We start from the raw sequence: 24,148 nt of genomic DNA, 5'->3' as shown, positions 1-24,148 counted from the left end.
CGTTGGACACGGCAGGACGGGGGTGGCGATGACGTACACGCACGACACGCACAGGGGGCCGGTGACGCTGAGCAAGGAGGGCCTGCCCGACTGGCTGGACCCGGTGGTGCGGGCGGCCGAGACGGTCCAGCCGCTCCAGCTCAGCCGCTTCCTGCCGCCGGAGAACGGCTCGGGACGGCAGTCCGCGGTGCTGATCCTGTTCGGCGAGGGCGCGCGCGGGCCCGAGCTGCTGCTCATGGAGCGGGCCGTCTCCCTGCGCTCGCACGCCGGCCAGCCCTCCTTCCCGGGCGGCGCACTCGACCCCGAGGACGGCGATCCGGAGGGCGACGGGCCGCTCAGGGCGGCGTTGCGCGAGGCCGAGGAGGAGACCGGCCTCGATCCGTCCGGCGTGCAGCTCTTCGGCGTGCTGCCCGCGCTCTACATCCCGGTCAGCGAATTCGTCGTCACGCCCGTGCTCGGCTGGTGGCGCGAGCCCAGCCCGGTCGGCGTCGTCGACCCCAACGAGACGGCCCGCGTCTTCACCGTCTCCGTGGCGGATCTCACGGACCCCGCCAACCGGGCCACCGCCGTCCACCCGAGCGGCCACCGGGGCCCGGCATTCCTGGTCGAATCCGCCCTCGTCTGGGGCTTCACCGCCGGCGTGATCGACCGTCTGCTGCACTACTCGGGCTGGGAGCGCCCCTGGGACCGGGACAACCAGGTCCCGCTCGACTGGCGGTCATGACAGGGTGACCCCGTGCTGTGTTCGCCCGAGGGCAGTGGCGGCGGCTGCGCCGCGGGCCCTCGGACCCCCGGCCGAGGCTGCTGGGACCGGAGTGGAGTAGGCGAGGCCTGAAGCAGTGAACGTGCTGGACATCCTGTTGCTGGCCGCGGCCGTGTGGTTCGCGGTCGTGGGCTACCGCCAGGGCTTCGTCGTCGGCATCCTGTCGGTGATCGGGTTCCTCGGCGGCGGTCTCGTCGCCGTGTACACGCTGCCCGTCATCTGGGACGCCGTCTCCGGTGAGGCCGAGGTGAGCACCACCGCCGCCGTCGTCGCCGTGGTCGTCGTCATCGTCTGCGCCTCCGTCGGCCAGGCCCTGACCACCCACCTCGGCAACAAGCTGCGCCGCTACATCACCTGGTCCCCGGCCCGCGCCCTGGACGCCACCGGCGGCGCCCTCGTCAACGTCGTCGCCATGCTGCTCGTCGCCTGGCTGATCGGCTCCGCCCTGGCCCAGACCACCCTGCCGACGCTCGGCAAGGAGGTCCGCAGCTCCAAGGTGCTGCTCGGCGTCTCCCAGGCGCTGCCCGCCCAGGCCGACACCTGGTTCCAGGACTTCACCTCGGTCCTCGCCCAGAACGGCTTCCCGCAGGTCTTCAGCCCCTTCTCCAACGAGCAGATCAAGGACGTGGAGCCGCCCGACCCGGCCCTGGCGAGGAGCGCGGTCGCCACCCGCGCCCAGCGGTCCATCGTCAAGGTCACCGGCACCGCGCAGAGCTGCGGCAAGGTCCTGGAGGGCAGCGGCTTCGTCTTCGCCAATCGGCGTGTCATGACCAACGCGCACGTGGTCGGGGGCGTCGACGAGCCCACCGTGCAGATAGGCGGGGTGGGCCGCAGGTACGACGCCACGGTCGTCCTGTACGACTGGAAGCGCGACATCGCCGTGCTCGACGTGCCCGACCTGAAGGCGAACGCCCTGAAGTTCGACACCCGGGACGCCTCCGGCGGCGACGGCGCGATCGTCGCGGGCTTCCCGGAGAACGGCTCCTACGACGTGCGGGCCGCCCGGGTGCGCGGGCGCATCACCGCGAACGGCCCGGACATCTACCACCGCGGCACGGTCGGCCGGGACGTCTACTCCCTGTACGCGACCGTCCGCCAGGGCAACTCCGGCGGCCCGCTGCTCACGCCCGACGGCAAGGTGTACGGCGTGGTGTTCGCCAAGTCCCTGGACGACGCCGACACCGGCTACGCCCTCACGGCGGACGAGATCCAGCAGGACATCACCCGGGGCCGCACGGCGAACCAGCAGGTGGGGACCGACAGCTGCGCCCTGTGACCCCGGCGGGGCGGCCGGGCCGCGGTGACTGCCGGGAGGCGGATCAGCCGCGCGGGTGACGCAGGCGCACGGAGACCCAGCGCGCACGGCGGCGCAGGATACGCGGAATTCCTACCCTGAGGTCCGCCTCCGCGAGCTGCGGAGTGCCTCGCTGCGGGGAGCTCAGCCCGGAGGCCGAGCGGCGGTTGCGGGGTGCGTCACTGTAGTCGTGCGTCCAGCCCATACCCCCACATCTGCCCCGCCCGAAGGTCGATAACCGCCTCCGCGCCCCCCAATTGGCCTATGCGGCAGGCATGTGGCCGTTCGAGGAACAGGTGTTCTGTGCCGGGTACCCCACGGGCCCGTTCCCTCACCTGTCCGGCTCGGGATCCTTCAGCCAGTTGACCAGTTCCGCGGAGAAGGCCGCCGGGTCCTCCTCGTGCGGGAAGTGCCCGAGTCCGTCGAACAGGCGCCAGCGGTAAGGGGCTTCGACGTACTCGCCCGAGCCGGCCGCGCTGCGCGTCCGGGCCACCGGGTCCAGCGAGCCGTGCAGATGCAGCGTCGGCACGCGCACCGGCCGCTTCATCCTGCGGTTGAACTGGATGCCGTCCGGGCGGAGCAGCGAGCGCACCAGCCAGCGGTACGGCTCGATGGAGCAGTGCGCGGTCGACGGGATGCACATGGCCCGCTGGTACGTCTCCACGGCCTCGTCCTCCAGCGGCCGCGGCCCGGACCACTCACGGATCAGCCGGCCCACCAGCGCGCCGCCGTCGGCGGTCAGTTGACGCTCCGGGATCCAGGGCCGCTGGAACCCCCAGATGTAGGAGCCGGCCGCCGTCTGCCGGGCGTCCCGGAGCATCGCGGCCCGCCAGCGCCGGGGGTGCGGCATCGAGACGACCGCGAGCCGCCGCACCAGCTTGGGCCGCATCGCCGCCGCCGTCCACGCCAGGTAACCGCCCAGGTCGTGGCCGACCAGCGCGGCGTCCGGCTCGCCGAGGGAGCGGATCACCCCGGTGACGTCCAGGGCCAGGTTGGCGGGGTCGTAGCCGCGCGGGGTGCGGTCGCTGCCGCCGACGCCCCGCAGGTCCATCGCCACGGCCCGGTAGCCCGCGTCGGCGAGCGCGGTCAGCTGGTGGCGCCAGGTCCACCAGAACTGGGGGAAACCGTGCAGCAGCAGGACCAGGGGGCCGTCGCCGACCTCGGCGATGTGGAAGCGCGCGCCGTTGGCCGCGACGTCCCGGTGTGTCACCTTCTCCCCGGAGGGAAGGCCGATCCGTACGGCCGCTGCCGCGGCGGGTTCCGTCATGAGGACGAGCGTGCCACAGCTTCGATGGCGTGGGGCGCACGGTCCTGCGGCAGCTCGTGGCGCGGGTGCGGCTTGGCGTTCTGCAGCACGCTCGCCGACTCCTTCACGGACGCGGCGACCTTCTGCGGTCCCTGGCCCTTCTTGGCCTTCTTGGCGAACATCACGCCGATGAGCGCGAGCAGGCCGGCGACCAGCACGTTGGCCGCGAAGGACAGCAGGAAGCAGACCGCGAGGTTCCAGCCGCTCCAGGTCCTGATGCCGTACGCCAGCGCGAAGTTGAGCATCGGAAGGGAGAACAGGAGCAGCATGCCGGCCGCGCTGAACGCGCCGCCGCTGGTCGCGCCCCGCTTGACGTCCTGCTTCAGCTGGGCCTTGGCCAGCGCGATCTCGTCGTGCACCAGCGCCGACAGATCGGTCGTCGCCGAGGCGAACAGCTGGCCGATGCTGCGTTCGGCGCCGACCGGGGTGCCGTCGGGTGCGCTCATCGCGTTCTCCCTATGAAGTCTTGCGTGCCGTGTGGAGTCTTGGGTGCCGTCTTGATTTGTACCGTCTCGTCAGATCATGCCGGACGGTCGTCCTCATCGCCTGCCCCGCCCGGTACTTCCTGAAGCCCGTCGCGCGCCGCGGCGGCCTTCTCGGCGGCGACGCGGCGGTGGTCGGCGGCCTTGCGCTCCAGGATCTCCGCCATCCGCAGGTGGTAGGCCGGATCGTCCTGCTCGTAGACGTCCGGGATGCCGTCCTGGTCCTCGTCGCGTTCCTCGTCCTCCCAGAGCCTGCGGTACCTGGCGTTGCGTATCTTCAGCAGCACCGTGGCGCACACGGCAGCGATCAGCGACCCGCAGAGGACGGCCGCCTTCACCTCGTCGGTGAGAGCCGTGTCGCCCTCGAAGGCCAGCTCGCCGATGAGGAGCGAGACGGTGAAGCCGATCCCGGCGAGCGAGGACACCGCGAAGACGTCGGCCCAGGCGAGGTCCTGACTGAGCGAGGCCCGGGTGAAGCGGACGGTCAGCCAGGTGCCGCCGAAGATGCCGAGCGCCTTGCCCACGACCAGCCCGAGCACCACGCCGAGCGTCTCGGGCCTGGTGAACACGTCCCCGAGCGCCCTGCCGGACACCGACACCCCGGCGCTGAACAACGCGAACAGGGGTACCGCCAGCCCGGCCGACAGCGGCCGCACCAGGTGCTCGACGCGTTCGCCCGGCGAGCACTCCTCGCCCTCGCGGCGGGTGCAGCGCAGCATCAGGCCCATCGCCACGCCGGCGATGGTGGCGTGCACGCCGCTGTTGTACATCAGCGCCCAGACGACGACCGCCAGCGGCACGTACACGTACCAGCCGCGCACCCCCGCGCGCAGCAGCAGCCAGAAGACCACCAGCCCGGCGACGGCTCCGCCGAGGGCGGCGAAGTCGATCCGGTCGGTGAAGAAGACGGCGATGATCAGGATCGCGAAGAGGTCGTCGACGACGGCGAGGGTCAGCAGGAAGGCGCGCAGCGCGCTGGGCAGAGCGGTGCCGATGACCGCGAGGACGGCCAGTGCGAAGGCGATGTCGGTGGCGGTGGGCACGGCCCAGCCGTCGGTGGAGCCGTGCCCGGTCAGATTGGTCACCGTGTAGACGACGGCGGGTACGGCCATTCCGCACAGCGCGGCCGCCACGGGCAGCACCGCCGCCCTGGGATCGCGGAGGTCACCGGCGACCAGCTCCCGCTTGAGCTCGATGCCGGCGACGAAGAAGAACACGGCGAGCAGGCCGTCGGCGGCCCAGTGCGCCACGGACAGGTTCAGGCCGAGAACGGCGGGACCGAAGTGGAAGTCGCTCACGGCCTCGTAGCCGCTGTGCAGCGCCGGGATGTTCGCCCAGATCAGGGCGGTGACGGCGGCGGCGAGGAGGAGGATGCCGCCCACGGTCTCGGTGCGCAGCGCGTCCGCGACGACGTTCCGCTCGGGCAGGGACAGACGTTCCAGGACCCTGCGGGCGGTGCGTGCGGTGGGGGACGCGGTGTCACGGGGGGCGGGCACGGTGGAGACCTCCGGGTGTGGCGGGCAGGGCTGAGCACATGCCGACCAGACTTCCCGGCGCACCTTGAGGCTCTTTCGTTTCGAGCGCTGTTCAGGTTACCCAAGGTGCTCGCGGGACGCATCCGGCGATCCGAACATCAGACGCAAAAGGGGCGCCCGGCGTGCTCCTGCCGTCCGGGTGCCCCTTTCCGCCGCTCCCGCGGGTCCGGCGGGCGGCGTGGCCGCCGCCCGCGCCCCGTCCTAGTCCTCGCTCGGCGTCGCCGGGAGCTTCGCCTGGATGAGGTCCATGACCGCGGAGTCGGTCAGCGTGGTGACGTCACCGAGCTGACGGTTCTCGGCGACGTCCCGCAGCAGGCGGCGCATGATCTTGCCGGAACGTGTCTTCGGCAGCTCCGCCACCGGCAGGATCCGCTTCGGCTTGGCGATCGGGCCGAGGGTGGCGCCGACGTGGTCGCGCAGCGCGCCGATCAGCTTGTCGTCCTCGGACGCCGAGCCGCGCAGGATGACGAAGGCGACGATGGCCTGGCCGGTGGTCTCGTCGGCGGCTCCGACGACCGCCGCCTCGGCGACCGACGGGTGCGACACGAGCGCCGACTCCACCTCTGTGGTGGAGATGTTGTGGCCGGACACCAGCATCACGTCGTCCACCCGGCCCAGCAGCCAGATGTCGCCGTCGTCGTCCTTCTTGGCGCCGTCACCGGCGAAGTACTTGCCCTCGAAACGCGACCAGTAGGTGTCGATGAACCGCTGGTCGTCGCCCCAGATGGTGCGCAGCATCGACGGCCACGGCTCGGTGAGCACGAGGTAACCGCCGCCTCCGTCGGGCACCTCGTTCGCCTCGTCGTCCACGACGGTGGCGCTGATGCCGGGCAGCGCGCGCTGCGCCGAGCCGGGCTTCGCCTCGGTGACGCCGGGCAGCGGCGAGATCATCATCGCGCCGGTCTCCGTCTGCCACCAGGTGTCCACCACCGGGGTGGCGTCGGCGCCGATGTGCTTGCGGTACCAGATCCACGCCTCGGGGTTGATCGGCTCGCCCACGGAGCCGAGGACCCGCAGGGACGACAGGTCGAACCGCTCGGGGATCTCGTCGCCCCACTTCATGAACGTACGGATCGCGGTCGGCGCGGTGTAGAGGATCGTGACCCGGTACTTCTCCACGATCTCCCAGAAGCGTCCCTGGTGCGGGGTGTCCGGGGTGCCCTCGTACATGACCTGCGTCGCGCCGTTGGCCAGCGGCCCGTACACGATGTACGAGTGCCCGGTGACCCAGCCGACGTCCGCCGTGCACCAGTAGACGTCCGTCTCCGGCTTGAGGTCGAACACCGCCCAGTGCGTGTAGGCGGTCTGGGTCAGGTAGCCGCCGGAGGTGTGCAGGATGCCCTTCGGCTTACCCGTGGTGCCCGAGGTGTAGAGGATGAACAGCGGGTGCTCCGCGTCGAACGCCTCCGGGGTGTGCTCGGCGGACTGCCGCTCCACCAGCTCGTGCCACCAGACGTCCCGCTCGCCGTCCCAGGCGACCTCCTGCCCGGTGCGGCGCACCACGAGCACGTGCTCGACGTTGTCGACCTTGGTGATCGCCTCGTCCACGGCCGGCTTGAGCGCGGAGGGCTTGCCGCGCCGGTAGCCGCCGTCGGAGGTGATGACGACCTTGGCGTCGGCGTCCTGGATACGGGTGGCGAGCGCGTCCGCCGAGAAGCCGCCGAACACCACCGAGTGCGCCGCGCCGATCCGGGCCGAGGCCAGCATCGCGATCGCGGTCTCGGGGATCATCGGCATGTAGATGGCGACCCGGTCGCCCTTGCGGACCCCGAGCTCCAGCAGCGCGTTGGCCGCCTTGGAGACCTCGTCCTTCAGCTCCGCGTAGGTGATCGACCGGCTGTCGCCGGGCTCGCCCTCGAAGTGGATGGCGACCCGGTCCCCGTGCCCGGCCTCGACATGCCGGTCCACGCAGTTGTACGCGACGTTCAGCTCGCCGTCCTTGAACCACTTGGCGAACGGCGGGTTCGACCAGTCCAGCGTCTCGGACGGTTCCTTGGCCCAGGTCAGCCGGCGGGCCTGCTCGGCCCAGAAGCCGAGCCTGTCAGCCTTGGCCTGTTCGTACGCCTCTGCCCTGACGTTGGCGTTCGCGGCCAGGTCAGCGGGCGGCGCGAAGCGTCGCTCCTCCTTCAAGAGGTTGGCCAGGCTTTCGTTGCTCACGACATCTCCCTTTCCCAGGGTGTCCGTTGTGTCCCAGGCCACAGCTCATCAGACGCGGGGGTCCGATGACAAGGGTCGACGGCAAAATTGGTTTAGACCTGTCGACCGGCTCGGCACTCAGACCGGACTCCGCAGCTCCGGGGCCGTACCCGTCTTCTGTTCCGCCTCCTTTCCCGCGGCTCCCGCCACATACTCGAAAACCGCGCCGCCGTCCCCGCCCGCGTCGAGCAGATAGGCCTGCGCCTCGCCCACGTGGAAGTACATCCCGTGCAGTTCCAGCGCGCCGGCCGCCAAGGCGCGCGCGACCGTCTCGTTGGCCCGCAGGTGGTCGAGCTGCTGGACCACGTTGGTCAGGCAGAGCCGCTCCACCGCATCGGCGGGCGGACGCCCGGCCAGCCGGGGCCGGACGCGGTGGTCGCCGGCCATCCGGGCGAGGCTCGGCCGCCCGTGCCCGAGCCAGCGCTCCAGCGGGGTCCCCGCGCCCCCGGGCTCGGCGGCCAGCAGCGCCTGCATGGCCCCGCACCCGGAGTGCCCGCACACCGTGATCGACCGCACCCCGAGCACGTCCACCGCGTACTCGACGGCGGCGGCCACCGAGTGGTCGCCGTGCTCCTCGTCCGGCGGCGGCACCAGGTTGCCGATGTTGCGGACGACGAACAGGTCACCGGGACCGCTCGACGTGATCATCGAGGTGACCAGCCGGGAGTCCGCGCAGGTGAGGAAGAGCTGCGAGGGCCGTTGTCCCTCCCGCGCGAGTCGCGCCAGCTCCTCGCGGACCAGTGGGGCGGTGTTGCGCTGGAACGAGCTGATGCCACGGGCGAGGTCATGGGTGACCGGGGTGGCGGGGGCCTGCGCGAAGCAGGCCTGGTGGTTGCGCCAGGGCGTCCAGGGTCTGCACCGGCACTCCGCGGACGGGCCCGGATCCGACGGCCGGACTCTTCCGCGCCGGCCGGTCAGCTCGGCGGTCCCGCCCCGCGCGGTGTGGGTGTTCTGCCAGTCCTGCAGTGACTCGTACGCCGCGTGGTCCATGAACGAACCGTCCAACTCCACGACGGCATGCGTGCCTTGGGGCACGAGATGCAGGGCTCTGCTGAGCCGGGGCACGGCGAGGAACGTCAGCTGGCCGCGCACGTGTACGTGATGGACTCCTTCCTTCTCCGTGTGCGAGATGCGGGTGTGGGCGAGGCGGTGCAGGGCGAGGGCGACCGCCACGGCGATCCCGAGGACAACGCCCTCCAGAACTCCGAAGATCACCACGCCGAGGGTGGTGGCGGCGTACACCAGCACTTCACGGTGGCGGGTCACCGTGCGGATGTGGTGCAGGGACACCATCTGGATGCCGACGGCCATCACCAGGGCGGCGAGCGAGGCGAGCGGGATCCACTCCAGGAGCGGGACCATCAGCAGCGCGGCGATCACTACGAGAACGCCGTGCAGCATCGTGGAGTTCCGGCTCACCGCACCCGAGTTCACGTTCGCGGTACTGCGTACGGCCACCCCCGCCACCGGGAGTCCGCCGAGCGCTCCGGAGACGATGTTGGCGGCGCCCTGGCCGAGCAGCTCGCGGTCGAGGTCCGAGCGTCCGACATCGGGCGGGGGCCCGGGCCGGGCGGCGACCAGCTTGTCCACGGCGACCGCGCCGAGCAGTGACTGCACACTGCACACCAGGGTCGTGGTGAGCACGGCGGCGGCGATCCCGAGCCCCGGGCCCTCGGGAAATCCGGCCAGCGCGTGGCTGCTCCAGGACGGAAGGTCGACCCGGGGCAGGGCCAGCCCGGTCAGCGCGGCGGTGACGGTGGCCCCGGTGACGGCCACCAGGGCGGCCGGGACCCGGCGCAGCAGCCGGCCGGCCCGGCCGGGGACGCGCGGCCAGGTCAGCAGCAGGGTCAGGGTCAGCGCGCTCATCGACAGGGCGGCCGGGTCCAGGTCCGCCAGCTGGGCGGGCAGAGCGCGCAGATTGGCGAGGACGGAACTGTCCGGGCTGCCGCCGAGGACGATGTGCAACTGGGCGACGGCGATGGTGACGCCGATGCCGGCGAGCATGCCGTGCACCACGGCGGGGCTGACGGCGAGCGCGCCGCGGGCCACCCGCAGGCAGCCCAGGCCCAGTTGGGCGAGTCCGGCGAGGACGGTGATGGCGCAGGTGGTCCGCCAGCCGTAGCGGTGGATGAGGTCGGCGGTGACCACGGTGAGTCCGGCGGCGGGTCCGCTGACCTGCAGCGGACAGCCGCCGAGCCGGCCGGCGACCAGTCCGCCCACCGCGGCGGCGACCAGGCCGGCCTGGAGCGGGGCGCCGGTCGCCAGGGCGATGCCGAGGGACAGGGGCAGTGCGATCAGGAAGACCGCGATGGATGCGGACAGGTCGGCGCCCTGAACGAGGCGGCGACGCGGGGTTTGTGGCGGGCTGTGCGGCGGGTGGGAGTGGTGGGTGGGCGCGGGTGCGCAGGCTGACATGGTCCCGTCTCCTCCGGGTGGCGCGGTCGCGTACTGGGGGGTTCCCCGTCATGGCGGGGGCTCGGTCGCGGCCGTGGGGTCACGGCGTGCAGTGGCGGGAAGAGATCAACGCTTCGTAAATGAACCGTAATCCAGAGTAAAGGTCATGCATAGCTTTTAGCGGCAAATGGGGTAAAGAGTCACCTCTGCGGGCGAAGCGATCATTTCATCGGCTTGTCGTACTAATTCCTTCCCGGCCCCGTGCGACCTTGGCGGCGCTGTCGGCACAACCCGGCACATCACCTGAGAACGCCCTCATCAGCGTTGGCCTGAGAGAAGGAAGAAGGTGAGGCGGAAGATGGCCGCCACCCAGAGGATCGCCGTGGGCGTCATGGTCGCCGCGGCCTGTACCGCGTCGCTGGCCGGCTGCTCGTCCGGCGGCGACGGCCCGAAGGAAGGAGCGTCCGGCCCGCGGCAGGGGGCGCCGGCGCCCAACAGCGTGCTCCGTCTGATCGGCGACGGATCGACCGCCTACACCGGCGGGCAGCCCCACCTGCCCGTGCCCGAGCGGCTGAAGCCCGGTGAGAAACCTCCCCAGTTCGTGGTGTTCTCGTGGGACGGCGCGGGGGAGGACAGCCAGAAGCTGTTCTCCCACTTCCGCAAGGTCTCCAAGGAGAACAACGCGACGATGACGTACTTCCTCAGCGGCGTGTACCTGTTGCCGAAGGAGAAGCGGGAGCTCTACAGACCGCCCCAACACGCCCCGGGCAGCTCGGAGATCGGCTTCAACGACGCGCAGGGCATCGCCGACACCCTCCAGCAGGTGCGGCTGGCCTGGCTCGAGGGAAACGAGATCGGCACCCACTTCAACGGTCACTTCTGCGGCCCCGACGGCGGCGTCGGCGAGTGGTCGGTGAAGGAGTGGGAGAGCGAGATCGCCCAGGCCAAGCAGTTCGTGAAGAGCTGGCGGACCAACACCGGCATGAAGAAGGCCGCCCCCCTGCCCTTCGACTACGACAAAGAGCTGATCGGCGCCCGGACTCCCTGCCTCGAGGGCCAGAAGAACTTCAGGAAGGCGGCCCGCCAACTCGGCTTCCGCTACGACTCGAGCGGCGTCGACGACCAGGTGTGGCCCGAGAAGAAGGAAGGCCTGTGGGACCTGTCGATGCAGCTCGTCCCATTCCCGGGGCACACCTACGAGCAGCTGACCATGGACTACAACTTCATGGTCAACCAGTCCGGCTCGAAGACCCAGGGCGACCCCGACATGTACGGCTACTGGGGCGACCAGATGCGTGACGGCCTGCTCAAGGGCTTCTACCGGGCCTACGACGGCAACCGCGCACCGCTGATCATCGGCAACCACTTCGAGTCCTGGAACGGCGGCACCTACATGCGTGCCGTCGACGAGGTGGTGAAGGAGGTGTGCAACAAGCCGGAGGTGCGCTGTGTCTCCTTCCATCAGCTCGCGGACTGGCTGGACGCGCAGGACCCGCAGACGCTGGCCAAGCTGCGCACTCTGAAGGTGGGCGAGGCGCCCCGGCAGGGCTGGGCTTCCTTCCTGTCCGGGCGTCCGGCCCCGGCGCCCAAGGGCGTCCCCGGGGCGCCGGCGGTCAAGCAGTAGACGTCACACAGGGGTTGCCAGACCCTCACCGAGCACGAACCCGGGATCGACCTGCGCCGCCAGATCGGTCCCGGTGCGCTCGTTGCCCCAGGCCTCGGCGTTCCTGAGGTGGAAGTGGACCATCTGGCGCGTGTAGCGCTCCCAGTCGCGTGATGCGTACGTGGCGTCGGCGGCGGCCCGCAGTGTATGCAGGGAACGGACGTTGGCCTCCTCCAGGAGACCGAACCGGGGCGGGCGGCCCTTCTCCATGGCGCGCACCCAGTCCGAGTGCCCGACCGTCACCAGCAGGTCGTCGCCGACCTCCGTGCGGAGGAAGTCGATGTCGTCCTGCCCTTGAACCTTGTTGCCGACGACCTTCAGGGCCACGCCGAAGTCGCGCGCGTACTCCTTGTACTGGCGGTAGACGGAGACCCCCTTCCGGGTCGGCTCGGCGACGAGGAACGTCATGTCGAAGCGGGTGAACAGGCCGGAGGCGAAGGAGTCCGAACCAGCCGTCATGTCGACCACGACGTACTCGTCGGGGCCGTCGACGAGGTGGTTCAGGAACAGCTCCACCGCTCCCGTCTTGGAGTGGTAGCAGGCGACCCCCAGGTCCGCGTCGGTGAAGGGGCCGGTGACCATCAAACGGACGGCACCGCCGTCGAGTTCCACCGGACGCGCACAGGCGTCGTACACCGCGTTCGGCTCTCCCACCCGGACCAGCCGCGAGCCCTCGCCGGGCGGAGTCGTCTTGATCATCGTCGCGGCGGAGGCGATGCGCGGGTTGGCACCGCGCAGGTGGTCCTTGATCAGCGACAGCCGCTCGCCCATCGCGGGCAGCGCGGCCGCCTGGGCCTCGTCGAGCCCGAGTGCGGGACCGAGGTGCTGGTTGATGTCGGCGTCGATGGCGAGCACCGGGGCGCCGGCGGCCACGAGGTGGCGGACGAAGAGGGAGGAGAGCGTGGTCTTGCCGCTGCCGCCCTTCCCGACGAAAGCAATTTTCATGTTCACGAACAGTAGTCAATAGATAGCTGTACGTGTCAGGCGAAGTGAAGAAGACCACTCCTTCGTGGGGTGGGGCGGCGGGGTGCGTAGTGTCGTACTCATGAGTACGACAGGCGCGACCGCCGATCCGCTCGCGGCCCTGGGCTCGCTGCCCGGCGTGGCCGAGTCCGTGGAATCCGTGCGCAAGGCCGTGGACCGGGTCTACGGGCACCGGGTCATGCGGCGCCGCAGCAACGAGATCACCTCCGAGGCCGCCCTGCGCGGCGCCCGCGGCTCCGCGGCGCTGTCCGGCGCCGACTGGGCCCTGGAGGAGGTGCGCCGGCGTTCCGACTTCGGCGCCGACGCCGAGGCGATGGTCATGGGCGCGGCGCTGAGGCTCACGGCCGAGGCGGGGCAGCTGCTGTCCATCTGGCGGCAGTCGCCGCTTCGGGTGCTGGCCCGGCTGCACCTGGTGGCCGCCGCGACCCAGGGCGACGAGGTCGGCCGGCCGCGCCAGGCGGGCGAGCCGGTCGACGAGCCCCTGCTCGAGCTGCCGCTGCCGGACGCCCGGGAGGTGTCGGGCCGGCTGGAGGGACTGGCGGACCTGGTCATCGCGGGCACTTCGGCGCCGGCCCTGGTCACCGCGGCGGTGGTGCACGGCGAGCTGCTCGCGCTGCGCCCGTTCACCTCGCACAACGGGCTGGTCGCGCGCACCGCCGAGCGGATCGTCCTGATCGGCAGCGGTCTCGACCCCAAGGCGGTCTGCCCGCCCGAGGTGGGCCACGCCGAACTGGGCCGCGCCTCCTATCTGGCCGCCCTCGACGGGTACGCCTCCGGCACCCCCGAGGGCATGGCGGCGTGGATCGCCCACTGCGGCCGTGCGATCGAACTGGGAGCGCGCGAGTCCACCGCGGTGTGCGAGGCGCTGCAGCGCGGGGCCGCCTGAGCCGCGGACCGCGGACACATGCGAAAGGCCCCTCGAAGGGGCCCGGACAGGGTTGCGGCGGTACGAGGAACCCGTACCGCCGCTGGCACGCTCACCGGGTTACCAAGCGTCCTCGATATGTGCCCATCAGGTCGGGGACTTTGCCCGTCACCTGGTGCGGCTGGCCCGTAATCGACGGGTCGACGTCGCGTGGGTGCCCGGTGTTCGTGCGGGGTCCGTGGGGCCAGTGCGTAGTAGTAGGGGATCCTCACGGATGTCCTTGGTCTCGCGGGCCTGAAACCTTTGTACTGCACCCTCCGGGGCAAGCGGAACCCCTGCTTGCACATCTTTACTTTCGGCTGCAAAAGGCGCGAAACGGTCAGGAGGTCGTGCTCCGGCGCCGGCTCGCGTACCAGACGAGGCCCGCGGTCGCCGCCGCCGCTCCGACGGCCGCCGCCGCCACGAGGGCCGGGCGGGGCGGTACGGAGAATCCCGGCAGCCGCTGCTTGAGCCGCACCGGCCGGGCGAACTCCAGCACCGGCCACCCGCGGGCGACCGCCTCGCGGCGCAGTGCGCGGTCCGGGTTCACGGCGTGCGGGTGCCCGACCGCCTGGAGCATGGGCAGATCGGTCGCCGAGTCGCTGTAGGCGTAGCAGCGGTCCAGGTCGTACCCCTCGGACACGGCCAGCTCCCGGACGGCCTCGGCCTTGGTCGGGCCGTACGCGTAGTACTCCACTTCCCCGGTGAAGCAGCCGTCGTCGCCGACGACCATGCGCGTGGCCACCACCCGGTCGGCGCCCAGCAGTTCCCCGATCGGCTCGACCACCTCGGCGCCCGAGGTGGACACGATCACCACGTCGCGTCCGGCCGTGTGGTGCTCCTCGATGAGGGACGCGGCCTCGTCGTAGATGATCGGGTCGATCAGGTCGTGCAGGGTCTCGGCGACAATCTCCTTCACCTGCCGGACGTTCCAGCCCCGGCACATGCCGGACAGGTACTGGCGCATCCGCTCCATCTGGTCGTGGTCGAGACCGCCGGCCAGGAAGACGAACTGGGCGTACGCGGTCCGCAGCGCGGCCCTGCGGTTGATCAGGCCACCCTGGTAGAAGGACTTGCTGAAGGTGAGCGTGCTCGACTTCGCAATGACCGTCTTGTCCAGGTCAAAGAAGGCCGCTGCGCGGGGCAAGGAGTGGTTTTCCACGCCCCTGAGCATAGGCGCCCACCATTCGGCGTAAGGTGGGGCGTGTGGGTTTGCCTGAGAAGGCTCTCGGGTACACCATGGAAGTCACGGATCGTTCGCGACCGTGCTAACCCGGCCCGACTCCTCCCCCCCCGAGTCGGCCGTGGGGACGACCCCCGCTCTCCCCCCCGGCGGGGGTCGTCGCATGTCCGGACGGGTTTTCTTCTCTTTTCAACATGTCTCGCGGTCGGCCGTGCCCGGTGTCGACCGCACTTCGTCACGCCTCGGCGCGGTCACGGAACGTAGCCGTAAGGCTGCTCTGAGGAAGTTTCGCAGGGGTGTCGGAGAAGCCGGAACAGATGTCACCGGTATGGGTGACGGCGATATTCACAACCACTGAGCCGTCCACGGTTTTCGACCAAGATCCACACGATTTCCCGGATCGCTGCACCGTGATTCCCACGCGCTCCGACGGCCGTGAGTTCATGGCCGGTTCCGATTGCCGGAGTGCCTATGGCCGGTTTCTGTCGTCCCGCAAAGGACGCCCCTTGCCGGTCCTTCACATCTTCGGGAATCGCGGGGCCGCCGAGGCCGCGCGGAACACATGCGAAGGGGGAGCACATGACCGGAACCGTCGCCCACGATCCGCCGTCGGCCACCGGAGGCCGGCCGGGACGGCCGCTCATCGTCACCGAGGACGCGGACCTCCTGGACGATCTGCTGCGCCTGTGCGCGGCCGCGGGCGCCACACCCGAGGTGCATCACGGTGTACCCGATCACGGCGGTGGCTGGGAAGCGGCCCCGCTCGTCCTGGTCGGCGACGACGCGGCCCGCCGGGTGCGCGGAGCCACACGCCGGCGCGGGGTGGTCCTGGTCGGCCGTGACCAGGACGACTCCGGGGTGTGGAAGAGGGCCGTCCAGATCGGCGCCGACCACGTCCTGATGCTGCCCGACGGCGAGCAGTGGCTGGTCGACCGCATCGCCGACGTCGCCGAGGGCGTCGGCCGCCCGGCCCTGACCGTCGGCGTCGTCGGCGGCCGGGGCGGGGCCGGCGCGTCCACGCTGGCCTGCGCGCTGGCCGTCACCTCCGCACGCGAGGGGCTGCGCACCCTCCTCGTCGACGCCGATCCTCTGGGCGGCGGTCTCGACGTGCTACTCGGCGGCGAGAGCGCCGAGGGGCTGCGCTGGCCCGCCTTCGCCGCGTCCCGCGGCCGGGTCGGCGGCGGCGCGCTGGAGGAGTCGCTGCCCCGGCTGCACTCGCTGAGGGTGCTCAGCTGGGACCGCGGCGACTGCGTGGCCGTCCCGGCCCAGGCCGTCCGGGCGGTGCTCGCCGCCGCCCGCCGGCGCGGCGGCACGGTCGTGGTGGACCTCCCGCGCCGCCTGGACGACGGGGTCGCCGAAGCCCTCGCCCAGCTCGACCTCGCGCTCCTCGTCGTCCCGGCCGACCTGCGGGCGGTCGCGGCGGCCGGCCGGGTCGCCTCGGCGCTCGGCATGGTCGTGAGGGACCTGCGCGTGGCGGTGCGCGGGCCGTACGCGCCCGGTCTCGACGACCGTGAGATCGCCCGGCTGCTCGGGCTGCCCCTGGCCGGCGAGGTACCCGTGGAACCGGCCCTGCAGCGGGCGCACGGCACCGGGAAGCCGCCCGCCGTGACCGGCCGCGGCCCGCTGGCCCGCTTCTGCACCGCCTTCTGGGAGCAGGCGCTGGTCGAGGCGGGAGGCCCCCGATGACCCTGCCCGGGCTCGAACGGGCCGACGTCACGGCACTGCTGGACGGGGTCCGCCGCAGGCTGGCCGAGAGCGGCGCCGAACCGACCCCGGCGCGCGTCGCCCAGGCGCTGCGCGAACAGGGACGGGTCCTCGGTGACGCCGAGGTCCTGGGCGCGGCCGAGCAACTGCGGTCGGAACTCGTCGGGACCGGCCCGCTGGAGCCGCTGCTCGCCGATCCGAGCGTCACGGACGTCCTCGTGTCCGCCCCCGACCGGGTGTGGGTGGACCGCGGCGGCGGCCTGGAACTGACACCGGTGGCCTTCCCGGACGCGGCGGCCGTGCGGCGCCTCGCGCAGCGGCTGGCGGCCGTGGCCGGACGCCGGCTGGACGACGCGCGGCCGTGGGCCGACGCCCGGCTGCCCGACGGGACCAGGCTGCACGCGGTGCTGCCGCCGGTGGCGGTCGGCTGCACCTGCCTGTCCCTGCGCGTCGTGCGGCCCCGGGCCTTCACGCTCGGTGAACTGGTCGAGGCGGGCACCGTGCCGCCCGGCGGGGACCGGATGCTGCGGGCACTGCTCGCGGCCCGGCTGTCCTTCCTGGTCAGCGGAGGCACCGGTAGTGGCAAGACGACCCTTCTGAGTGCGCTGCTCGGCCTGGTCGAGCCCGGCGAACGGATCGTGCTCGCCGAGGACTCGGCGGAGCTGAGACCGGACCACCCACACGTCGTACGGCTGGAGACCCGGCCCGCGAACCAGGAGGGCGCCGGCCTCGTGACCTTGGAGGACCTTGTCCGTCAGGCGCTGCGGATGCGGCCCGACCGCCTGGTCATCGGCGAGGTGCGGGGTCCCGAGGTGGTGCACCTGCTGGCCGCGCTCAACACCGGCCACGAGGGCTGCGGGACCGTGCACGCCAACGCCGCCGCCGACGTGCCCGCCCGTCTGGAAGCGCTCGGTACGGCGGCGGGGCTCGACCGGGCGGCGCTGCACAGCCAGTTGGCGGCCGCGCTGTCGGTGGTGCTCCACCTGGTACGCGACCGGTCCGGGCGGCGCCGGATCGCCGAGGTGCACGTGCTGGAACGGGACGCCTCGGGGCTGGTGCGGACAGTGCCGGCACTGCGCTGGGGCGAGCGGGCCTTCACCCGGGAGCGCGGCTGGGAGCGGTTGCGGGAGTTGTTGAGCGGCGGGGGCGGGAGCGAGCGGGACGAGAGGAGCGAGGGAAATGAGCGGTGAGGCGTCGATGGGCGCGGCTGCGGCCTGTGTCGCAGCGGCGGCCTGGCTGCTGGGCGGACGGCAGCACGGGGTGCGGCGGGCGCGGCTGCTGCTGGCCGGCGGCGCGGGGGTGGCGACCGGCCCGCCCTCCTGGGAACGGGCCGCCGGGGAGTTGCGGCGGCTGCGGGGACGGCTGCGGCCCGAATGGTGGTCGCTGGCGGCGGGGCTGCTGCTCGCCCTGCTGGGCGCCTCGGTGATTCCGGTCGTCGCGGGGGCCGCCGGGGTGCCGGTCCTGCGCCGGGTGCGGCTGGCCCGGGAGGCGGGGCGGGCCGGGGAGCGGCGTGCGGACGCGGTGATCGGCCTGTGCGGGGTGCTGGCCGGGGAGGTGCGCGCCGGCAGGCAGCCCGGTGAGGCACTGCTGCGAGCCGCTCGGGACTCCGGCGGGCTCGGGGAGGCGCAGGCCGGCGTGGTCGCGGCCGCGCGGTTCGGCGGTGATGTGCCGGGCGCGCTGGCCGTCGCGGCCCGGCAACCGGGCGCCGACGGGCTGCTGGGGCTCGCCGCCTGCTGGCGGGTGGCCGTGGACCAGGGCGCCGGGCTCGCTGACGGCATCGACCGGCTGGACGGGGCCCTGCGTGCCGAGCGGGACCAACGGGCGGATCTGCGGGCCCAGTTGTCCGGGGCCCGGGCGACGGCGCTGCTGCTCGCCGTGCTGCCCGCATTGGGGCTGCTGCTCGGCTCGGCCATGGGCGCCCACCCGCTGCGGGTGCTGCTGCACAGCGGCGCCGGGCTGGGCTGCCTGGTGGCCGGGGCGCTGTTCGAGGGCGCCGGGGTGTGGTGGGCGGGGCGGATCGTGCGGGGAGCGGAGGCGGCATGAGCGCGGAACTCGTCCACAGGCTGGGGACGGCCGCGGCTGTTCTGCTCAGCGCGGGTTGGGCGGCCCGGTGGCTGATCATGGCCCGGCGCCGGCGGCGGGCACGGCGCCGGGTGGCCGGACTGCTCGACGTGGTGAAGACCGGGTCCGGCCCGCCCTTCCGGGCCGGCGACACGATGCGGCGGTGGCTGCCGGTCGCCGGGGCGATGTGCGGTGCCTGGGCGCTGGCCGGGGGCGCGGCCGGTGCGGTCGTGGCTCTCGCCGTCGGCGCGGGGTTGTGGCGGTGGCGGCTCCGGAGGGCCGGGGCGGCCCCGGCGGAGGACGTCGACACCGGGCTCGCGGCCCGCCAACTACCCCTTGCCGCCGACCTGCTGGCCGCCTGCATCGCGGCCGGCGCCGGTCCGGTGCTCGCCGCCCAAGCGGTGGGAGAGGCCCTCGCGGGGCCGGTAGGGGAGGCGCTGGAGCAGGGCGCGGCCGAGGTACGGCTCGGTGGCGAGCCGGTCGACGCCTGGCGCCGGCTGGCCGCGCTGCCCGCCGCCGGAGCGCTCGCCCGGCTGCTGGAACGGGCCGGCGATTCGGGTCTGCCCGCTGCGGGCCCCGTCGCCCGCCTCGCCTCGGACGCCCGCGCGGAGTGGGCAAGGGCAGCCACGGTCCGGGCGCGCAGAGCGGCCGTGATGGTCTCCGCGCCGGTGGGGCTGTGCTTCCTGCCCGCGTTCATCGCGATCGGTGTGCTGCCCGTGGTGATCGGGCTGGCGGGCGGTGTGGTGGGAGGGGGTGACGGCTGACGGCAGGGCGGAGGACGCGGTAGCCGGCGTGCCGGTGTCGCCGGTGGTGACGACGGACGCGGACGGACGACGTGATTTCGGAAAGCGACGAGAAGGCTGCAACGAGGGGAGTTCGAGGTGCGCGAGAAGGCTGGAAAGCTGTGGAAGTCGGTGCGGGAACGGTGGCGCGCGGACACGGGGATGGTGACCTCGGAGTACGCGATGGGGATCATCGCCGCGGTCGGCTTCGCGTTGCTGCTCTACGAGGTCGTCACCAGCGGCCAGGTCAAGGCGGAACTGCAGGCCATCGTGAAGCGGGCGCTCAGTGCGCGGATGTGACGGGGAGCCGGACAGCGGGTTCGTGACCGCGGAGTCGGCGGTGGTGCTGTCGGTGCTGGTGGCGTTCACCATGGCGCTGGTCTGGGGGCTGCTCGTGGTGGCCGCCCAGATCCAGTGCGTGGACGCCGCCCGCACCGGCGCCCGGTCCGCCGCCCGGCAGGACCCGGCCGACGCGGTGATGGAGGTGACCCGGCAGGCGGCGCCGGACGGAGCCCGGGTGACGGTCAGCCGTGAGGGCGACCAGGTCCGGGTGACGGTGGCGGCCAGACCACCGGTGTTGACCGGTCTTCCGTTCGAGGTCCGAGCGGAGGCTGTGGCAGCGGCCGAGGAGACCGTCGGCACGGGCGCCGTGACGGGCGCGATGGCTGAGACGAGCAGTGACGCAGGCAGCGGTGCCGGGGCTGGGGCGGGCAGCGGTGCAGGCAGCGGGACCGGCGCGGGCGCGGGCCATGGGGCGGGCACCGGCGATGGGATGGGCGCAGGCGCCGGTACCGGAACTCGTGTCGGTGCCGACGCCGGCACGGGCACCGACGCGAGTGCGGCGACCAGAGGCACAGGGGAGCCGAGATCATGATGCGCCGGCTATATGGCCCCCGGCACCAACCTCGGTGCCCGGACCGCGGGTCGGCCACCGTCTGGAGTGTCGGGGTGATCACCGTGCTGTGTGTGGTGTTCGGCGTCGTGCTCGCCCTCGGGCAGGCGGTGGTGGTCAGGCACCGGGCGGCCGGTGGCGCGGACCTGGCGGCGCTCGCCGCCGCGGACCACTGGGCCGAGGGCACGGCGGGCGCCTGCGCCCGGGCGGAACGGGTGGCGGCGGCCCAGGGGGTCCGGCTGGTTCGATGCGTGATCGCGGGTGAGACCTCGGACGTCACCGCGGCCTCGGGGCGAGGGCCGTTCGCGGCGGAGGTCAGATCCAGAGCCGGCCCGCCCGGCCCCCTTCCCCCCGCGGCGGGGCCGGCCACGGGCCCAGGCCACTTGGCTGATCATCGCCAGCTCCATCAGGAACATCGCCGGCTCCATCAGGAACATGGCCTCAGCCCTGCGGCTCCGGCTCCTCCCGCGGCTTCTCCTCGGCGGCCTCCCGAGCCTCCCTCAGCAGCACCGTGAGGAGCCGTACCGCCCCCCTCTTGTGTAGCGGGTCGTTGCCGTTGCCGCACTTGGGGGACTGGATGCAGGACGGGCAGCCCGCCTCGCACTCGCAGGAGGCGATGGCCTCCCGGGTCGCGGCGAGCCAGTCGCGGGCCGTGTGGAAGGCGCGCTCCGCGAAGCCGGCGCCCCCCGGATGGCCGTCGTAGACGAACACGGTCGGCAGGAGGGTGTCCGGATGCAGCGGGACCGACACCCCGCCGATGTCCCAGCGGTCGCAGGTGGCGAACAGGGGGAGCATGCCGATCGAGGCGTGTTCGGCGGCGTGCAGGGAGCCGCCGAGGATCTCCGGGGTGATCCGCGCCTCGTCCAGCTGGTCCTCGGTGACCGTCCACCACACCGCGCGGGTGCGCAGCGTACGAGGAGGGAGGTCGAGCTTCGTCTCACCGAGCACTTCACCCGTGATGAGCCGTCGGCGCAGGAAGGAGACCACCTGGTTGGTGACCTCGACGGAGCCGTAGCAGAGCCGGCCGGAGCCCCAGGGGATCTCGACGTCCGTCTCCAGGATGGAGATCGACGTGGTGTCCCGGGCGACCGTCGAGTACGGCGGGTCGGCCTGTTCGACCAGCGCGACCGAGTCCTCCAGATCGAGGGAGCGCACCAGATAGGTGCGGCCCTGGTGCAGGTGCACGGCGCCCTCGTGCACCGCGGAGTGCGCGGCGCCTTCGTCGACCGTGCCGAGCAGACGGCCCGTGCCCGCCTCCACGACCTGCACCGGCCGCCCGCCCGCGCCGCGGATGTCGGTCAGGTCGGCGGCCCGCTCCCGGCGCGTCCAGTGCCAGGCCCGGGTGCGGCGGCGCAGCAGCTTCGCGGCCTCCAGCTGCGGCAGCAGCCCGGCGCAGGCAGGCCCGAAGAGGTCGAGGTCCTCCTCGGTCAGCGGGATCTCCGCCGCGGCGGCGCACAGGTGCGGGGCGAGGACGTACGGGTTGTCGGGGTCGAGGACGGTCGATTCCACCGGCTGGTCGAACAGGGCCTCGGGATGATGGACGAGGAAGGTGTCCAGCGGGTCGTCCCGGGCCACCAGCACCGCCAGGGCCCCCTGTCCGGAGCGGCCCGCGCGGCCCGCCTGCTGCCACAGGGAGGCGCGCGTGCCGGGGTATCCGGCGATCAGGACCGCGTCCAGGCCCGAGACGTCCACGCCCAGCTCCAGGGCCGTCGTGGCGGCGAGTCCGAGCAGCTCGCCGGAGTGCAGGGCGCGTTCCAGGGCACGGCGCTCCTCGGGGAGGTAGCCGCCGCGGTAGGCCGCGACACGCCGGGCCAGGGAGCGGTCGATCTCGGCCAGCCGCTCCTGGGTGATCACCGAGATCAGCTCGGCGCCCCGCCGGGACCGCACGAAGGCGACCGAGCGCACGCCCTGCACGGTGAGATCGGTCAGCAGGTCGGCGGTCTCGGCGGTGGCGGTACGCCGAACGGGTGCTCCCTTCTCGCCGTGCAGTTCGGTGAGCGGGGGCTCCCACAGGGCGAAGACCAGCTCCCCGCGCGGGGATGCGTCGTCGGCGACCTCCACCACCGGCAGCCCGGTGAGCCGGCCGGCGGCCACGGCGGGCTCGGCCGCGGTCGCGGAGGCCAGCAGGAACACGGGTGAGGCTCCGTAGCGCGCGCACAGGCGGCGCAGCCGGCGCAGGACCTGGGCGACGTGCGAGCCGAACACGCCCCGGTAGGTGTGGCACTCGTCGATGACGACGTACTTGAGCGCCTTCAGGAAGGAGGACCAGCGGGGGTGGGAGGGCAGTATCCCGCGGTGCAGCATGTCGGGATTGGTCAGTACGTAGTTCCCGTACTGGCGGATCCACTCCCGTTCCTCGAACGGGGTGTCGCCGTCGTACACGGCTGGGCGCACGGCGCTGCCCAGAGGTTGTGAAAGTTCCTTCACCGCTCGGCACTGGTCCGCCGCGAGCGCCTTGGTGGGGGCCAGGTACAGGGCGGTGGCCCCGCGGCCGTTGGGCGCCTCCGAGCCGTCCAGGAGCGTCGACAGGACCGGCACGAGATACGCGAGGGACTTGCCCGAGGCGGTGCCGGTGGCGACGACCACCGAGTCCCCGTCCAGGGCGTGCTCGGCGGCCAGCGCCTGGTGGGCCCAGGGGTGCTCGATGCCGCACGCCTGCACCGCGGCGATCACCTCGGAGCGAATCCGGTCAGGCCAGACGGCATGCCGACCCGCACGCGGGGGCAAGTGCTCCGTATGAGTGATGCGCGAGGATCGGCTCGGCCCGGAGGCGAGCCGGTCCAGAACGGTGCCCGGAGACGGGCGGGACGCCGGGTCCGCCACGGGTCGATCGGATCGGTGATTCTTGGCCATCGGCACCGAGTGTGTCACCGGCGTGACGGACAATGGAGCCAAGGCGTCGTGCACGCCTGCCGGTAAGTGATTGAATGCCATCGCGGCTGGCGATGCGTCCCGAGGGCCGCAGGCCGGTGTCCTGAGGGGCGACCGCTCGATAGCAAGGTGCTGGAGGATCCGTGGACCTGTCCCTGTCGACCCGTACCGTCGGCGATCGTACGGTCGTCGAGGTCGGTGGCGAAATCGATGTATACACCGCGCCCAAGCTGCGCGAGCAGTTGGTCGAGCTGGTGAACGACGGCAATTTCCACCTCGTCGTCGACATGGAGGGCGTGGACTTCCTCGACTCCACCGGGCTCGGCGTGCTGGTCGGCGGCCTGAAGCGGGTGCGTGCCCATGAGGGCTCGCTGCGCCTGGTCTGCAACCAGGAGCGCATTCTGAAGATCTTCCGTATCACCGGCCTCACCAAGGTGTTCCCGATCCACACCTCGGTGGAGGAAGCGGTGGCGGCCACCGACTGACACCGGGCCGGTCACCTGGTCCGGGCCGTTCGCCGGTCCGGACAACGGTCGGCCCCGCCCCGGGCCGGTGGGTCCGGGGCCATGAGTACAGCAGGGGGTGCGGGCTCTCGGCGGTCCCGCCCCCGGACCGCACGCCCGTAGTCGCGAGGGGGATGCATGGCCACCGTCGAACTCCGCTTCAGCGCGCTACCCGAGCACGTCCGCACCGCCCGGTTGGTGGCGGCAGCGGTGGCACGCAGGGCCGGAGTGGACGAGGCCGTACTCGACGAAGTGCGCCTCGCCGTGGGCGAGGCCTGCTCCCGCGCCGTCGGACTGCACCAGAGCAACGCCATCACGGCACCCGTGAAGGTGGCGCTGATCGAAGAGGAGAAACAGTTCTCCATCGAGGTCGGCGACGAGGCGCCGCACGCAGCCCCCGCCGCGCGGGTGGCCGGTGGACCAGCCGCGGACGCGGATGTGGAAGCCGAGGAGGACGAGATGGGCCTCGCGGTCATCAGCGGCCTCGTGGACGACGTGGAGGTCACCACCGGCCGCGACGGCGGACTCATCCGCATGAGCTGGCCGACCGCCGTCCCGCCGGCCGTCACGCTCGCCTGAACCCGCGCGCCACACGCCGCGCACTCGAACACCGCGCGGAGCGCGCGCAGCG

The 24,148-nt window shown here is 72.4% G+C and carries 20 protein-coding genes and 2 pseudogenes; 13 read left to right on the top strand and 9 right to left on the bottom strand.

Annotated elements, in window-relative coordinates; translation table 11 throughout:
* Positions 1-28: 28 nt before the first annotated feature.
* Together TNCT1_RS07540 and TNCT1_RS07535 are read left to right on the top strand one after the other, a co-directional pair.
* Entirely contained in the window at positions 29-724 is a 696-nt protein-coding gene (locus TNCT1_RS07540; RefSeq protein ID WP_143629703.1) for a CoA pyrophosphatase, read from the top strand.
* A 115-nt stretch (positions 725-839) separates the two neighbouring features.
* Positions 840-2,039: a MarP family serine protease gene (locus TNCT1_RS07535; protein WP_143629700.1), complete on the top strand. Its 1,200-nt coding sequence runs from the start codon at positions 840-842 to the stop codon at positions 2,037-2,039.
* A gap of 43 nt (positions 2,040-2,082) precedes the next feature.
* On the opposite strand, the gene TNCT1_RS36160 is transcribed toward TNCT1_RS07535, so the two are convergent.
* From TNCT1_RS36160 to TNCT1_RS07505, 6 genes are all read right to left on the bottom strand, one after another.
* Positions 2,083-2,262 carry a hypothetical protein gene (locus TNCT1_RS36160; protein ID WP_143629697.1) on the bottom strand — a complete coding sequence of 60 codons (180 nt, stop codon included), beginning with the start codon at positions 2,260-2,262 and terminating at the stop codon, positions 2,083-2,085.
* Positions 2,263-2,388: 126 nt separating this feature from the next.
* Entirely contained in the window at positions 2,389-3,324 is a 936-nt protein-coding gene (locus TNCT1_RS07525) for an alpha/beta fold hydrolase (RefSeq protein WP_143629694.1), read from the bottom strand.
* Positions 3,321-3,809, bottom strand: coding sequence for a phage holin family protein (locus TNCT1_RS07520; RefSeq protein ID WP_143629691.1), 489 nt, complete (start codon positions 3,807-3,809; stop codon positions 3,321-3,323). The genes TNCT1_RS07525 and TNCT1_RS07520 overlap by 4 nt, the downstream gene beginning before the upstream one ends.
* Before the next feature lie 74 nt (positions 3,810-3,883).
* Complete coding sequence (gene nhaA / locus TNCT1_RS07515) at positions 3,884-5,341, bottom strand: Na+/H+ antiporter NhaA (RefSeq protein WP_143629688.1); 1,458 nt, start codon at positions 5,339-5,341, stop codon at positions 3,884-3,886.
* A 240-nt stretch (positions 5,342-5,581) separates the two neighbouring features.
* Positions 5,582-7,537, bottom strand: coding sequence for an acetate--CoA ligase (gene acs / locus TNCT1_RS07510; RefSeq protein WP_143629685.1), 1,956 nt, complete (start codon positions 7,535-7,537; stop codon positions 5,582-5,584).
* Between the two features lie 117 nt (positions 7,538-7,654).
* Positions 7,655-9,991 (bottom strand): bifunctional SulP family inorganic anion transporter/carbonic anhydrase, encoded by a 2,337-nt coding sequence (locus tag TNCT1_RS07505; RefSeq protein WP_143629683.1) that lies wholly within the window; start codon positions 9,989-9,991, stop codon positions 7,655-7,657.
* A 337-nt stretch (positions 9,992-10,328) separates the two neighbouring features.
* Here TNCT1_RS07505 and TNCT1_RS07500 point away from each other — a divergent pair, with 337 nt between their 5' ends.
* Positions 10,329-11,594, top strand: coding sequence for a hypothetical protein (locus tag TNCT1_RS07500; protein ID WP_143629680.1), 1,266 nt, complete (start codon positions 10,329-10,331; stop codon positions 11,592-11,594).
* A gap of 3 nt (positions 11,595-11,597) precedes the next feature.
* Here TNCT1_RS07500 and TNCT1_RS07495 read toward each other — a convergent pair whose 3' ends face one another.
* Entirely contained in the window at positions 11,598-12,578 is a 981-nt protein-coding gene (locus TNCT1_RS07495) for an ATP-binding protein (RefSeq protein ID WP_143629678.1), read from the bottom strand.
* 100 nt (positions 12,579-12,678) lie between these two features.
* Between TNCT1_RS07495 and TNCT1_RS07490 the strand changes: the two genes are divergently transcribed.
* The gene (locus TNCT1_RS07490; RefSeq protein WP_143629676.1) at positions 12,679-13,503 is read left to right on the top strand and encodes a Fic family protein; all 825 of its coding nucleotides are present in this window, start codon (positions 12,679-12,681) and stop codon (positions 13,501-13,503) included.
* A 358-nt stretch (positions 13,504-13,861) separates the two neighbouring features.
* On the opposite strand, the gene TNCT1_RS07485 is transcribed toward TNCT1_RS07490, so the two are convergent.
* Complete coding sequence (locus TNCT1_RS07485) at positions 13,862-14,695, bottom strand: HAD family phosphatase (protein ID WP_143629674.1); 834 nt, start codon at positions 14,693-14,695, stop codon at positions 13,862-13,864.
* A gap of 588 nt (positions 14,696-15,283) precedes the next feature.
* On the opposite strand from TNCT1_RS07485, the gene ssd reads away from it, so the two are divergent.
* The 7 genes and pseudogenes from ssd to TNCT1_RS07450 all read left to right on the top strand — a co-directional run.
* A complete protein-coding gene (ssd, locus tag TNCT1_RS07480) occupies positions 15,284-16,390 on the top strand; it encodes a septum site-determining protein Ssd (RefSeq protein WP_143629673.1) in 1,107 nt (368 codons plus the stop codon).
* On the top strand, positions 16,387-17,598 hold the full coding sequence (locus TNCT1_RS07475) for a TadA family conjugal transfer-associated ATPase (protein WP_143629670.1): 1,212 nt from the start codon (positions 16,387-16,389) through the stop codon (positions 17,596-17,598). The genes ssd and TNCT1_RS07475 overlap by 4 nt, the downstream gene beginning before the upstream one ends.
* The gene (locus TNCT1_RS07470; protein WP_143629668.1) at positions 17,588-18,451 is read left to right on the top strand and encodes a type II secretion system F family protein; all 864 of its coding nucleotides are present in this window, start codon (positions 17,588-17,590) and stop codon (positions 18,449-18,451) included. Before TNCT1_RS07475 ends, TNCT1_RS07470 begins: the two co-directional genes overlap by 11 nt.
* Positions 18,448-19,233, top strand: a complete 786-nt coding sequence (locus TNCT1_RS07465) for a type II secretion system F family protein (RefSeq protein ID WP_143629666.1) — start codon at positions 18,448-18,450, stop codon at positions 19,231-19,233. Before TNCT1_RS07470 ends, TNCT1_RS07465 begins: the two co-directional genes overlap by 4 nt.
* 180 nt (positions 19,234-19,413) lie before the next feature.
* Entirely contained in the window at positions 19,414-19,551 is a 138-nt protein-coding gene (locus TNCT1_RS07460; protein WP_308789274.1) for a DUF4244 domain-containing protein, read from the top strand.
* A 70-nt stretch (positions 19,552-19,621) separates the two neighbouring features.
* Positions 19,622-19,897, top strand: a pseudogene (locus tag TNCT1_RS36790) (TadE family type IV pilus minor pilin); the annotation flags it as partial.
* Between the two features lie 227 nt (positions 19,898-20,124).
* Positions 20,125-20,511, top strand: a pseudogene (locus TNCT1_RS07450) (Rv3654c family TadE-like protein); the annotation flags it as partial.
* 73 nt (positions 20,512-20,584) lie between these two features.
* Here the strand turns inward: TNCT1_RS07450 and TNCT1_RS07445 are convergent.
* Positions 20,585-23,077, bottom strand: coding sequence for a DEAD/DEAH box helicase (locus TNCT1_RS07445; protein WP_174266189.1), 2,493 nt, complete (start codon positions 23,075-23,077; stop codon positions 20,585-20,587).
* Positions 23,078-23,157: 80 nt separating this feature from the next.
* On the opposite strand from TNCT1_RS07445, the gene bldG reads away from it, so the two are divergent.
* A complete protein-coding gene (gene bldG, locus TNCT1_RS07440) occupies positions 23,158-23,499 on the top strand; it encodes an anti-sigma factor antagonist BldG (RefSeq protein ID WP_010986038.1) in 342 nt (113 codons plus the stop codon).
* Between the two features lie 156 nt (positions 23,500-23,655).
* Entirely contained in the window at positions 23,656-24,096 is a 441-nt protein-coding gene (locus tag TNCT1_RS07435) for an ATP-binding protein (RefSeq protein ID WP_143629660.1), read from the top strand.
* Positions 24,097-24,148 lie beyond the last annotated feature (52 nt).

The organism is Streptomyces sp. 1-11, assembly GCF_007176755.1.
Lineage (GTDB): Bacteria > Actinomycetota > Actinomycetes > Streptomycetales > Streptomycetaceae > Streptomyces.
This window is presented reverse-complemented; position numbering and strand designations above follow the sequence as displayed.

Coding starts and splice junctions, on each gene's coding strand:
- TNCT1_RS07525 (WP_143629694.1), bottom strand. CDS start 3,324: ATGACGGAACCCGCCGCGGCAGCGGCCGTACGGATCGGCCTTCCCTCC.
- TNCT1_RS07495 (WP_143629678.1), bottom strand. CDS start 12,578: ATGAAAATTGCTTTCGTCGGGAAGGGCGGCAGCGGCAAGACCACGCTC.
- TNCT1_RS07445 (WP_174266189.1), bottom strand. CDS start 23,077: ATGGCATTCAATCACTTACCGGCAGGCGTGCACGACGCCTTGGCTCCA.
- TNCT1_RS36160 (WP_143629697.1), bottom strand. CDS start 2,262: ATGGGCTGGACGCACGACTACAGTGACGCACCCCGCAACCGCCGCTCG.
- TNCT1_RS07465 (WP_143629666.1), top strand. CDS start 18,448: ATGAGCGCGGAACTCGTCCACAGGCTGGGGACGGCCGCGGCTGTTCTG.
- TNCT1_RS07490 (WP_143629676.1), top strand. CDS start 12,679: ATGAGTACGACAGGCGCGACCGCCGATCCGCTCGCGGCCCTGGGCTCG.
- TNCT1_RS07540 (WP_143629703.1), top strand. CDS start 29: ATGACGTACACGCACGACACGCACAGGGGGCCGGTGACGCTGAGCAAG.
- TNCT1_RS07485 (WP_143629674.1), bottom strand. CDS start 14,695: ATGCTCAGGGGCGTGGAAAACCACTCCTTGCCCCGCGCAGCGGCCTTC.
- TNCT1_RS07470 (WP_143629668.1), top strand. CDS start 17,588: ATGAGCGGTGAGGCGTCGATGGGCGCGGCTGCGGCCTGTGTCGCAGCG.
- TNCT1_RS07460 (WP_308789274.1), top strand. CDS start 19,414: ATGGTGACCTCGGAGTACGCGATGGGGATCATCGCCGCGGTCGGCTTC.
- TNCT1_RS07435 (WP_143629660.1), top strand. CDS start 23,656: ATGGCCACCGTCGAACTCCGCTTCAGCGCGCTACCCGAGCACGTCCGC.
- ssd (WP_143629673.1), top strand. CDS start 15,284: ATGACCGGAACCGTCGCCCACGATCCGCCGTCGGCCACCGGAGGCCGG.
- TNCT1_RS07475 (WP_143629670.1), top strand. CDS start 16,387: ATGACCCTGCCCGGGCTCGAACGGGCCGACGTCACGGCACTGCTGGAC.
- TNCT1_RS07500 (WP_143629680.1), top strand. CDS start 10,329: ATGGCCGCCACCCAGAGGATCGCCGTGGGCGTCATGGTCGCCGCGGCC.
- TNCT1_RS07505 (WP_143629683.1), bottom strand. CDS start 9,991: ATGTCAGCCTGCGCACCCGCGCCCACCCACCACTCCCACCCGCCGCAC.
- TNCT1_RS07520 (WP_143629691.1), bottom strand. CDS start 3,809: ATGAGCGCACCCGACGGCACCCCGGTCGGCGCCGAACGCAGCATCGGC.